11 protein-coding genes are annotated in these 11,911 nt (G+C 55.9%); 8 read left to right on the top strand and 3 right to left on the bottom strand.

Annotated features, from left to right (window positions below):
• Positions 1 to 44: 44 nt before the first annotated feature.
• Together RIB44_13295 and RIB44_13300 are read left to right on the top strand one after the other, a co-directional pair.
• Positions 45 to 734: a hypothetical protein gene (locus tag RIB44_13295; protein ID MEQ8617543.1), complete on the top strand. Its 690-nt coding sequence runs from the start codon at positions 45 to 47 to the stop codon at positions 732 to 734.
• A gap of 324 nt (positions 735 to 1,058) precedes the next feature.
• Complete coding sequence (locus tag RIB44_13300) at positions 1,059 to 1,649, top strand: hypothetical protein (GenBank protein MEQ8617544.1); 591 nt, start codon at positions 1,059 to 1,061, stop codon at positions 1,647 to 1,649.
• On the opposite strand, the gene RIB44_13305 is transcribed toward RIB44_13300, so the two are convergent.
• Complete coding sequence (locus RIB44_13305; GenBank protein ID MEQ8617545.1) at positions 1,646 to 2,482, bottom strand: ATP-binding protein; 837 nt, start codon at positions 2,480 to 2,482, stop codon at positions 1,646 to 1,648. The two genes, RIB44_13300 and RIB44_13305, sit on opposite strands and share 4 nt — an antisense overlap.
• Positions 2,483 to 2,753: 271 nt before the next feature.
• Between RIB44_13305 and RIB44_13310 the strand changes: the two genes are divergently transcribed.
• A complete protein-coding gene (locus tag RIB44_13310) occupies positions 2,754 to 3,029 on the top strand; it encodes a hypothetical protein (protein ID MEQ8617546.1) in 276 nt (91 codons plus the stop codon).
• A gap of 78 nt (positions 3,030 to 3,107) precedes the next feature.
• Here RIB44_13310 and nadD read toward each other — a convergent pair whose 3' ends face one another.
• The gene (gene nadD, locus RIB44_13315) at positions 3,108 to 3,725 is read right to left on the bottom strand and encodes a nicotinate-nucleotide adenylyltransferase (protein ID MEQ8617547.1); all 618 of its coding nucleotides are present in this window, start codon (positions 3,723 to 3,725) and stop codon (positions 3,108 to 3,110) included.
• A gap of 161 nt (positions 3,726 to 3,886) precedes the next feature.
• Between nadD and priA the strand changes: the two genes are divergently transcribed.
• From priA to RIB44_13340, 5 genes are all read left to right on the top strand, one after another.
• The gene (priA, locus tag RIB44_13320) at positions 3,887 to 6,205 is read left to right on the top strand and encodes a primosomal protein N' (GenBank protein ID MEQ8617548.1); all 2,319 of its coding nucleotides are present in this window, start codon (positions 3,887 to 3,889) and stop codon (positions 6,203 to 6,205) included.
• Positions 6,206 to 6,374: 169 nt separating this feature from the next.
• Positions 6,375 to 8,162: an ATP-binding protein gene (locus RIB44_13325; protein ID MEQ8617549.1), complete on the top strand. Its 1,788-nt coding sequence runs from the start codon at positions 6,375 to 6,377 to the stop codon at positions 8,160 to 8,162.
• A gap of 61 nt (positions 8,163 to 8,223) precedes the next feature.
• Positions 8,224 to 8,673: a ribonuclease HI gene (gene rnhA / locus RIB44_13330; GenBank protein ID MEQ8617550.1), complete on the top strand. Its 450-nt coding sequence runs from the start codon at positions 8,224 to 8,226 to the stop codon at positions 8,671 to 8,673.
• Between the two features lie 56 nt (positions 8,674 to 8,729).
• Positions 8,730 to 10,847, top strand: coding sequence for an ATP-dependent DNA helicase RecG (gene recG / locus RIB44_13335; protein ID MEQ8617551.1), 2,118 nt, complete (start codon positions 8,730 to 8,732; stop codon positions 10,845 to 10,847).
• A 116-nt stretch (positions 10,848 to 10,963) separates the two neighbouring features.
• Positions 10,964 to 11,281, top strand: a complete 318-nt coding sequence (locus tag RIB44_13340; protein ID MEQ8617552.1) for a GNAT family N-acetyltransferase — start codon at positions 10,964 to 10,966, stop codon at positions 11,279 to 11,281.
• Between the two features lie 14 nt (positions 11,282 to 11,295).
• On the opposite strand, the gene RIB44_13345 is transcribed toward RIB44_13340, so the two are convergent.
• Positions 11,296 to 11,901: a sigma-70 family RNA polymerase sigma factor gene (locus tag RIB44_13345; protein ID MEQ8617553.1), complete on the bottom strand. Its 606-nt coding sequence runs from the start codon at positions 11,899 to 11,901 to the stop codon at positions 11,296 to 11,298.
• Between the last annotated feature and the right edge of the window lie 10 nt (positions 11,902 to 11,911).

The following is an 11,911-nucleotide window of genomic DNA, read 5'->3' on the forward strand; positions in this document are numbered from 1 at the left end:
ATCGAACCCAACCGTCCAAGAACCAGCCAGTAGCGAGCATCTCGATGGGCTTTCTGAAAAAGTTTTTTCGTAACGTCTTTCACGAAGACGCCATTCCGCCGCTGAATAGCAGCTTTGAGACTCTCACCGACGAAGAACTCGAAGCTCACCTCAGCGTCCGCAATTACGGCCAGTTCACACTGACCGATGCGGTGCGGCCCTCTTACGACCTAGAAGTCGTTCCTTCAGCCGGTTTTCGTCACGACACGTACCGCGACGAAGCCGCCCAGCAGGATGTCCCCGTGCTGATGGCAGCGGTCTCTCGCGAGGAGCTGTTTGAGACTTTCATGGAAGTGATCGAGCCGCTCGGCCCCGTCGTCGACGTCGTTCTCGAAACGAGTCACGACTACGGCAGCGCGGGGCACAGTGATCTCTACCGCGAGCATATCGACATGCCGATCCTGCAGAGCATTCTGTGGGACTTTGAAGACCTGCTCACGAACGACGGCTGCACAGGCATTGCGGTGCTCAATCCGCAACGGCCTCAAGAAGTGCAGTTCGACGAGCACAAACTGCTAATCGTCTACGGCAAGGACCTTAGCGAGTACGAACAAGCGTTCCAGCGCTGTGATCTTCCGTGTCGCGAAGAGATGCAATTCATCACCGAAGCAGAACACGTTCATTCAACTCGGGACGAGTACCAAGAACGCTTTGAAGAACTCAAAATGCACTTGGGAATGGATTCCGAGGGCTAGAGCTTTCCAGCGAGCCCCCCCTTCCACTTGGCCGCGGCTTGCAACCGCTCAGGCCGGTCACTTCCATGAAGTGGCCGGCCTGTTTTTATTGGTCCACGGAAGCCACCGAGCTAGTGCTAGCACGGTCGGTCTTGTGCCTTATCCATAGTTTTCGCAGAATCCCTCCGGAATCGTTTTTTCAATTGGCTCAACCGGCAGATTTCTTTGCAAGACAGTGTCCTTCCAACGTGCTTATGCTTTCTAGCTGCAGCTATCGGTGCGCTCTCGGGTTGCCAGCAAACGGCCTTGCAGCCAAGCGGGCCGGAGCTATTTGCTGCCCCTCCAGTGATTGGGGCCGGGCAGGCACCCGGTGTTGCGATTCCGGTAGGTCCTACCGGCGCTCCCGTTCCACTTCCTGGAACTCAATCGGCGTCCAGTGCCGTTCATGCCAACGTGACCAACCGCGAGTGGGCATGGGAGGCGATCGTTGATAAAGTGGACGACTACTTCCGCATCGAGCGTGAACAGCAGGTGCAGCTTGTGGGAGACATTTTGACCGAAGGCCGCATCGACACCTATCCACAGATCGGTGCCACCCTGGCCGAACCGCACCGGATCGATTCGGTAGGCAGCTACAACCGTTGGGAAAGCACCTTCCAGACGATCCGACGGCGGGCGATTATACGTGTGATTCCTGACACGACCGGCTATCTGATTGACGTTGAAGTGCAGAAGGAACTGGAAGACCTCCCCAGACCGGAACATTCAACCGCTGGGGCCGCTGCCTTCCGAAACGACTCTTCGCTCCCAGAACAAATCCGCGAGCCAGTAAGTCGGACCGAGCTTTCTCAGTATTGGATACCGCTTGGGAGGGATGTCGAGCTTGAACGACAGCTGGCGGCGGACATCAAGGCTTGCCTGGACGCGACCAATTAAACCGCAGATGTCGGATCCGCCACAGGCACACCCAACTGAGTGATCGCTGCCGCTTGGCTTACAGGCTCATTGAACACCGGCAGTCGCACGGTAAACGCGGTCCCCTTTCCGACGGTGCTTTCCACCCGAACGCGGCCGTTGTGCTTCTCAATAATGTCGCGACAGGCGGCCAGCCCCACACCAGCCCCACCTTTACCCGTCTCGTCAGGGCCGGTCTTGGTGCTGAAGCCACGATCAAAGATCTTCGGCAACTGTTCCTTAGGAATCCCCGAACCAGAATCTTGTACCGTTAAGTCCACGAGGTCTGCTTGCGCGTCGTGGGAAATCTTGATCAACAACGTCCCTCCCTCTGGCATCGCCTGACGAGCGTTCGTCATGAAGTTCAAAAGGACTTGCTGGATCTGATTGCCAATCGCTCGCACGGCAGGCGTTTCTGAAAAGTCTAACTGCACGGAGATACGGTACTTCTGCATCTCCCGCTCGAGCAGCACTAGCGACTCTTCAACGAGTTGCTCCAGGCTGGTCGGAGCGAATTCTTCCTTGCGATTACGAGCCATGCCTAGCACGGAATTGCAGATTTTCTCGGCACGTTGAGCGGCGGCAAGAATCTTGGTCAGCGATTTCTCGCGTGTCGCATCATCCTTGTTGCGAAGGCCTAGCTTTGCATAGTTCAGAACCGTCATCAGCACATTGTTAAACTCATGAGTCGTCGTGCCGACGAGTTCCCCCAAAGCGGCTAGGCGTTGTGTCTCGACCAGTTCCTGTTCGCGCGCTGCTAGCTGCTCTTGCAAACCGGCGATCATTTCTGCTTGGGATCCTACGGGCTCACTCATACTTGCTTCTCTGTGGAACCTAGTCGTTAGTCCTTGCCTGGGAGACGCAGCTTCACCAATCCGGCTTGCCTGGGCAGTCAACACGGCTTAACTCACTTTGATGCCATGACTTACGACAAACTGCGACCCTTTGGTTCCTATCGTCGAACAGGGGTGGGCGACTGGAACCCAACCCCGTACAATCCCCGCCGCTGAAAAAAGTAGCCACAGATAAACACGGGTGCTTGTTCACTTTGTTTTCTAGCACAGATTCACTGTCACGAGGTCTCTCATGTCAACAATTCCCACGCCGATCGTTCGCTTGCTAGCAGAAGCTGCGGAACTTGCTCGTGAGAGCGGCTACGAGATTCGTGAGGACCATCTCGATGGTGCCGGCGGCGGCCATTGTCTCGTGCAGGGAAAGAAATGGCTCCTGCTGGACGTGACGCAGTCGCTGGAAGAACAACTCAGCGATATCTGCGATGCACTGCGTACTGAGAGCGGCGTTTGGAAACGTACTGTGAGTGGAGAGCTGGCCGAGATGATTCAACTCACTCGCGCGGCTTAGTCACATGCCCCATAGCCGCGGTGCTACGCACCGCCGTGAACCTGCCATTAGGTGCTAAGCGCCGATCAAACTCGGCGGCTAAACATCTGATTGGTATAGTCGTTTCATTGTGATGTACTCGGCCACTTCCTCGGGAACACTATCTTCCCAACCCGATTCATCGCTCAAGATCCGTCGACGAATCTCGGAACTGCTCACGGCCATCGGAGGCATCTCGATTTGAACCGCCCGGCATTGTCCGATTCTCTCGCTCGTGGTGAATTCTTCGAGAACCGAATAATCAAGCTTAGCCGCGTCGGGGCGATGGACGACCGCCAGGGTAGCCAGCGCAAGAATTTCCTCAGGGGACTTCCATTTCGCAATATCTGCGAGCGAGTCGGCTCCCATAAGAAAAAAAAGTTCTGCCTCCGGATGAAGCTGGCGGATCTCTCGAAGTGTGTCAACGGTGTAGCTTACGCCACCTCGTTCGTACTCGATCGGGTCTGCCTTAAATCCATCCTGTCCGACAAGTGCAAGCTCCAACATTGCCAGGCGGTCCCTTTCGCTGGCCACTAGCCCCTGCGGCTTCAGCGGTTGCGAGGCGGCGGGCAGAAACCAAACTTCCTCGAGCGTCAGTTGATCCCGCGCACTCCCCGCCAGAAGCAGATGTCCGTTGTGCACAGGGTCGAAACTTCCACCGAAGATGCCTAGTTTCATGGGAATCCGAGATAAGAAAGTTAGCCGCCGACCTTGGTCGGCGTGAGGTCTGTCTTTATTCCGAGTGCCAAGCACGCTCGGCAGCTAAACAGCATGGTAGGACTTCCCGCAGCTTGGCAGTACCCTAAAGATTCAGGAGTATTCGGGAACCAGACTTCGAAATGGCACAAAAGCAACCCTCACTTTTCGACGAAGAGCTAGCAGAGTGGGAACTCGATGCTCAGGAGCAGCGGCGCGTAGCGACCGTAGCGATTGCCAGTGGGCCCGATGGAGTGTTCGATTACGAAGTGCCCGACGGATTCGCGGATCCGGAGCGGCCTGAGAGACTGCTTGTGCCAGGAAAACGGGTTAGCGTCCCCTTCGGGCGTGGCAATCGTCAAGCGGAGGGGTATTGCATTGGGATCGAAACGAAGTCGGTCGATCCAAGCCGACTCAAGCCTGTGTCACGAGTTCTCGACAAAGAGACGCTAGTTTCGCCTTCGATGTTGAGACTCACCAAATGGATGAGCGAGTATTACCTCTGTCCCTGGGGACAAGTTCTCGAAGCGGTGGTTCCTGCTGGGGTACGTTCACAAGCCGGCACCCGTGCGGTGAAGCTGCTGCACGTTCCGCCGGATGTCAAAGCACGGCTCGCTGAGATTAAACTCCGCTCAAAACAACAGACCGCAGCGCTGAAAAAACTGGCCGCAAGTGACCGACCGCTGACTGCTACCGAGCTGGCAAAGGCGGCCCGCTGCACGACCGGGCCGGTTCAACAACTGCTGAAGCAGGGTCTTGTCGAAGCGACGTCTGCACGCGTCGTCAGCAACCCCCTCGACATCGAAGTGCCAGAGCGGGAACTACCGCTCAAACTCAACGATGACCAGCAGCAAGCACTGACGACGATTCACAACGCCCTCGACTCAGGTGAAAGCCGCGGGCTGTTACTCCACGGAGTGACCGGTAGCGGCAAGACGGAGGTTTACCTGCAAGCAATCGAAAAAGTGGTCAGCTTCGGACGACAGGCAATTGTCTTGGTGCCCGAAATCAGCCTGACCCCGCAAACGGTCCGCCGCTTCCGTGCCCGGTTTGATTCAATCGCAGTCCTACACAGTCACCTCACCAATGTCGAACGTCACCTGCATTGGCAACGAATTGCAAAAGGCGAAGTCCAGGTCGTTGTCGGCGCTCGCAGTGCAGTTTTCGCACCCTGCCCACACCTGGGGCTCATCGTGATTGATGAAGAACACGAGAGCACCTTCAAGCAAGATACCGCTCCACGCTATCAAGCGAGAGATGTCGCTTGGCAACGAGCTTCTGCTGAAGACATTCCACTCCTACTTGGTAGCGCAACACCCTCACTAGAAGCGTGGCAGCGCGCTCACAACGATTCACAGTTTGAGTTGCTTTCGTTACCCAAGCGAGTGATGAATCGCCCGTTGCCAGACGTGCTGAACGTTAACCTCCGCGACCCAGCCCAGTCGCGTTTCAGTAGCGGAGGGATCAGCCGCCAGTTGCATCAGGCGATGCAGGTGGCGCTGCGCGACAAGGGGCAAGTGATCTTGCTCTTGAATCGTCGCGGCTATTCCACCCACATCCAATGCCCCGGGTGCGGGTTCGCTTTGAAATGCAAGGACTGCGAGCTTTCACTCACGTATCACCGACAGCACAACTCCGCCCTGTGCCACTACTGCGACCACGAAGAACCACCGCCGAAAGTCTGCCCTGATTGCAAATCACCGGCGATTCGCTACGGCGGACTGGGCACGCAGAAGCTCGAGGATGAAGTGCGTTCCCGTTTTCCAAACAGCAAAGTCGTGCGAATGGATACCGACAGCATGCGAAAGGCGGGAAGCCATGAACGGGTTCTCTCCGAGTTTCGCGCCGGGGAAATCGACATCCTGCTCGGCACTCAAATGATTGCCAAAGGTTTGGACTTTCCCAATGTCACACTGGTGGGCGTCGTGAACGCGGACACGGCTTTGCACCTTGCCGACTTTCGTGCTGCCGAGCGCACCTTCCAACTAGTGGCCCAAGTCGCCGGGCGGACCGGGCGGGGCTCCAAAGGGGGCAGGGTGCTCGTGCAGACACTCGACCCCGAACATCCGGCCATCGCTGCGGCAGCGAGGCACGATTACCTGAACTTCGCGAAAGCGGAACTCGAAGTTCGCGAATCCGTGGGTTATCCCCCGTTCGGTTCAATGGCGCGGATCGTCGTACGCGGGCCGGATGAAGTCGTCACGCGAGAAAGCGCAGAGCAACTCGCCCAAAGAATCCGCGAAGCAGCAAGCAAGACGGCGACTGAAACCAACGATGTCCGAGTCCTCGGTCCCTGTCCGGCGCCGATTCTCAAGTTGCGGAATGAGTTCCGTTTCCACATGCAGTTGCAGGCGAAGGAGATCGGACCGATTCAAGAAGCCGTGCGTGCGGCGGGCAAGGGATTCCGTTCGCCTGCGAAGGTTCGTTGGATTGTGGATATCGATCCCTGGGATATGCAATAGCAAGAAGTCGCAATGGCCAAGTCAAAATGACCAAGGCACCTTGAGGAGCCGCTTGCGATTGGTCATTTAGGCTTGGTCATTGGTCATTCATTGGAGCTTGCACTTGGACGGAGGCCACGCTGCCCTCTACAATCATCGGTAGAACGCCTTCACCCTCCTTGCCTTCGCCATGAGCTACCGCACCTTCAAACGAGCCCTCGGCGAAACGAGCCTGGAGAGGAAATGCCGACTGCTGTTTGGTGTTTTCTTATTGCTGCTGATCACCAGTTCCTTCTACTTCTACGCCTTAAAGACGAATGAAATCGTCTATGGCATGAATCGCTTCGTCGGTAAAGCGGTCGTTGATTCGATCATGACCGACGCTCATCGAAGTGTTTATGTCTCGAACAACGGTGCTTATATCGCAGATGTTGACGAGCAGGCCATCAACACGGAAATCAGTGAGACGTTACGCAGTGGGTCGTTCAAGTGGCAGATTCTTCACCCCAAAAACCCTGGCAACATCGGAAAACCGGCTGATGCATTTGAATGGGAGCTAATGGACGATTGGGCTGCTGCCAGCGAGGCACTCAAGTCAGAGAATGATGTGAAGGACACCGATGAGAATATCAAGAAAGCGCTGGCAGACCCGGAGACTGTTTTCAGTCGCGAGAACTCAAGCGACGACGGCGAAACCTATCGCTACTATCAAGCGATCCATGCCAAATCAAGTTGCATGACCTGCCATAAGACTCTCAAACTACCCGAAAAGCTTCCCTACTGGCCGGACTTGGAAGTGGGAGACCTGCTGGCTGTGGTTCGCGTCGACCTCGATGCCAAAGACACAAAGGCTGCCCGAGACCGCAATAATGCTTGGCTCTTGTTCCTCGGCATCGCGACCATGTTCTTTTCGATGGCCGCATTGTACATCATCGTCCGCTACGTCATTGTCAAACCGCTCGAACACCTTCGCGATGTGTCGAACGCCGTCCGCCGCGGTGACGTTGAGCAGCGTGCGGACATTCACACGGGAGATGAGTTTGAAGAACTCGGTGCCGCTTTCAACCGCATGTTGCGTCAGCTACTTCGTCAGCAGGATGAGCTCAAGGACATCAACTCCGAACTCGACGGGAAGCTTGATGAACTCGCTCAGGCCAACATGCGATTGCATGAGATGAACCAACTCAAGAGCGACTTCCTCGCCACAGTCAGTCACGAGCTGCGTACGCCGCTCAACAGCATCATTGGCTTTAGTGATTTGCTGAAGAGTAATCCGCAACTCGAAGAGAAGTACCAACGCTACGCTTCGAACATTCAAACTTCAGGCAAGTCGTTGCTGGAAATGATCAACGACATTCTCGATTTGGCGAAAATTGAGAGCGGGCGGATGGAGCTGCGGCTAAGTGAATTCGACATTGGGTCGGTCGTCCTCACGCAATGCGACATGGCTCGTCCCTTGAGCGAGAAGAAACGGATCGAGCTCGACTGCGAGATCGCACCCGGCTTGCCACAGATGCACCAAGATCGGGGCAAACTCGAACAGATCCTCAACAACCTGCTTTCCAACGCCATTAAATTCACTCCTGACGGAGGCCGCATTCATGTTTCGGTACGACAAGATAGCCGCGGCGACCTGCGGCTGACAGTCATCGATACGGGGATTGGCATCAGCGAATCGGATCAGGTGACCATTTTCGATAAGTTCCGGCAGGGCACGACGGTTCTACCCGATGGCAACGCGATGACGCGTGAGTACTCCGGCACAGGGTTGGGCCTCTCGATCGTGCGTGAGCTTTGTCGACTTTTGGGCGGAGACATCACGCTCGAAAGCGAGCTTGGCAACGGCAGCGAGTTCACGGTGATTTTACCTTGGAGCGTCACTGAGCATACCCGAATGGAGTCACCGCTGGCCGCTGAACTAAAGCAGCTTACGAAGCCGCGGTATGAGTCGGCAGTCGGCAGCTCTGCAGAGTTGTAACTGCGAAACCGCAAGCGACGTTCATGTCATTCTCTAGTCAAAAGTAGAAACGTTAATCGATATGCCTGAAGTTCTTCTTTACACCGATGGAGGTTGCAGCGGCAACCCTGGCCCCGGCGGATGGGCTTATTTGATGCGTCACCCGGAGAGTGGGAAAGAGTTGGAAGGTTCGGGCGGCGAGCCCGAAACGACGAACAACCGCATGGAGCTGAGCGCCGTAATCGAAGGCTTGTCTGTGTTGAAACGCCCTTCGGAGGTCGAGCTATTCACCGATAGTGTTTACGTTGGCAAAGGGATGAGCGAATGGATGCCGAAGTGGAAGAAGAACAACTGGCAACGCAAAGAAGGAAAGAAGCTCGTCCCCGTGAAGAACGAGGACCTTTGGCGTAGGCTCGATGAGCTACTCGGCACTCACAAGGTTAAGTATACCCGCGTGGCTGGTCACAGCGGGCATCCGGAGAACGACCGCGTTGATGAACTTGCGGTGGCGGCGTACCAGAAATACCTGTAGCCGCTTCTTGCTACGCAGCGCGTGGGAACAAGCCCGAGGTACGCTACAATTCGAGTATGGAGTCGCCCAAGGAACTTTCCGCCGAAGAGATCAAGCGTAAGCTGAATACGCCCGTCGAGTTCGTCTCGGGTGTCGGTCCTGAGCGAGCGAAGCTGCTTGTGAAGCTTGGCTTGCCAACCGCGGCAAGTCTGCTGTTTCATTTTCCTCACCGGTATGAAGATCTTACCAACGAGCGGAAGATTGACGATCTGGAGGAGGATCTCACGCAGAGTGTGCGAGGAGTACTTGTTGAAACGGGAAGTAGTTCCTCCGGCTTTGGCAAGAATCGCTTCTCGGTCTTGCTTTCAGATGCAACAGGCGGGTCGTTACGGGCGACGTGGTTCAATCAACCGTTCATGTCCAAGCGGCTGCAAAAGGGTCAACACGTGGTCCTTACGGCGAAGCCGCGGATGAAGGGCCTGATGTGGCAGATGTCGCATCCGCAAGTGACGCACCTGGACGAGGAGGAAGCCACCATTGAGAGGCCTTTGTTGCCCGTCTACTCCACCACCGAAGGGCTTTCGCAGTATTACTTTCGCAAGATCACCGAAGCTGCAGTCGAGGACTTCTCCCCGCTCCTGCCCGAAGTCTTTCCCCCGGGGCTGCTGCAACAATACGATCTGATGCCGCTGGTCGAAGCGGTGCGTACGATTCACTTTCCCGAAGACCATGAACAGCAACAACGGGCTCAGCATCGTTTTATCTTTCAGGAGTTGTTCGTATTGCAGCTAGCCCTGGCCGTGCGGCGTCGAGAACAACACGACCTAAAAGCGTTTGCTCTACCGACGACGACACAGATCGACGCACGCATCAGGCGATTACTTCCGTTTGAACTCACAGAGAGCCAGAATCAGGCGATTGCAGAGATAACGGCCGACTTGGCTCTCGACCGTCCCATGAACCGCCTTCTGCAAGGTGAAGTCGGAAGCGGTAAGACAATGGTTGCCTTGTACGCGATACTTGTCTGTCTAGCTCACGGACAACAGGCGGCACTCATGGCACCGACGGAGATTCTCGCTCGACAGCACATCGCTACGCTCAGCAAACTACTGGACGAAAGCCGAGTCAGCTATGAGCTGCTCTCGGGAAGTCTTACCCAGAAGGAACGCGGCGAACTGCTGGGCCGCATCCTTGCCGGGGAAGTCGATGTGGTGATCGGCACGCAGGCGATTATCCAAGAAGGCGTCCAGTTCAAGAACCTTGGCCTCGTTGTCGTTGACGAGCAGCATAAGTTTGGCGTGAAACAGCGGGCCGCGATGCGGCAGGACGACCAGTCACCCCACTATCTTGTGATGACGGCCACGCCGATTCCTCGCACGACGACGATGACCATGTTCGGCGACCTGGATATTTCCACACTCCGCCAACTTCCGTCGGGCCGTCAGCCTGTTAGCACATATTTAGTTGAAGAAGGCCTGGAAGCTCGCTGGTGGTCTTTTGTCAGAGACCGTCTACGCGAAGGAAGGCAAGCGTTCGTTGTCGCGCCACTCGTCGAAGAATCAGAGAACATCGACGCCCCAAGCGTTGCCCAAGCGTTCGAGCAGCTTACCAACGGCGAGCTTGAAGCGTTTCGATTGGGATTACTGCATGGCAGAATGAATCCTGATGAGAAACAATCCGTCATGGAGGAGTTTAACACAGGGGAAATCCAGGTACTGGTCAGCACGACCGTCGTTGAGGTGGGCGTCGATGTGCCCAACGCCACGGTCATGACGATTGCCGGAGCAGAGCGATTTGGTCTAGCACAGCTTCACCAACTGCGTGGTCGCATCGGACGAGGCAATCATCCGGGCTTCTGCGGCGTATTGGTCGCGGGGCTTCCTGAGGCCGATTCATCTGATAAACGGCGCCAGCGCCTCGAAAAGTTTTCCCAGAGCACGGACGGTTTTGAGCTGGCCGAACTCGACTTCGAAATCCGTGGCCCCGGCGATCTGTTCGGCACCCGTCAACATGGCATGCCTCCGCTAAGGATCGCCGACTTGAATCGTGATCGTGAAACACTAGAAGAAGCTCGTCGTGAAGCCCAACTCTTGGAAGCGGCCGATCCTGGAATCAAGCATGCGAAACACGCATCGCTCCGCGAGCAAATGATGCGACGGTATGAGAAGGCGCTTGAGCTAGGTGATGTGGGGTAAGACTGCCGGTGATTGCAATAACGGTTCATGACGAACTGCCAAAAGAGGAATTGGCGATCATCGATCGTGGAATCGGGGAGGCAAACTCTACTGCGGCGCCGCTACATGAAGTGCGCATGATCTCCTGCTTCGCCAAGGATGAAGCAGGGACTGTCGTTGGCGGAGCCATTGGTCGTTGGTGGGGAGACTGCTGCGAACTGCAACAACTGTGGGTCGCCGAGCCGCATCGCCAACAGGGAATTGGCAAGCAATTGATGGACGCCTTCGAGACCAAAGCCAAACAGCACGGCTGCAAGCAATTCTTTCTGGAAACTTTCAGCTTCCAGTCGCCTGAGTTTTATAAGACTTTGGGTTACTCCGTTGACTATCAGCGTGCAGGCTTTCCGCAAGGCATCGTGAAGTACCTTATGTCGAAAAGCCTCGAGGAAGTCTAGAAGCACGTTGGGCTTTACTCCGTCAGCATCCCCTGCAGCTTGGCCAGCGAACGCGAGAGCATCACCCGCATCGCTCCATCGCTCTTGCCCATTTTCTCTGCGATTTCTTTTGAGGGTAATCCAACAAGGTAACGCAGTCTGAGCGCTTCGCGCTGTTCCTCTGGAAGTGTATCGAGGGCGGCAAGCATCCGAAGCTGCCTCTGATCGCGGGAGAACGCTTCGCTGGGCGTCGTCATGCTGGCAGCAAGCAGATTGGCGATGCCCCCAGCCCCTTGGCTCCCCTCGGGGAGTGCGGCCTCGCGGGATGCATCGCGTTTTTGACTAGCAAAGTGACGCCGATGGGCATCAATGATCTTCCGCTCGCAAATCTGGAAAAGCCAAGTAATCGGGTCGCGATCGGACAGATCGACCTTATTCAACGATTTAACTGCTTCCAGGCTCGCTTCTTGGAGAATATCCTCCGGCTCGATCTTCTTCTTCAGCGGGCCGCCGATGCGACTGGTTATGAAGGCTAGCAGGGGCACACGCTTCGCCTCAGCAAACTCAGCCATCGCTGTTGAATCACCGGATCGAATTCGCTCGACAAGTGCGGTAAGATCGGGATCGTTAGATTCGCTCATAATCGCCCGT

This window comes from Lacipirellulaceae bacterium, from assembly GCA_040218535.1.
GTDB lineage: Bacteria > Planctomycetota > Planctomycetia > Pirellulales > Lacipirellulaceae > Adhaeretor.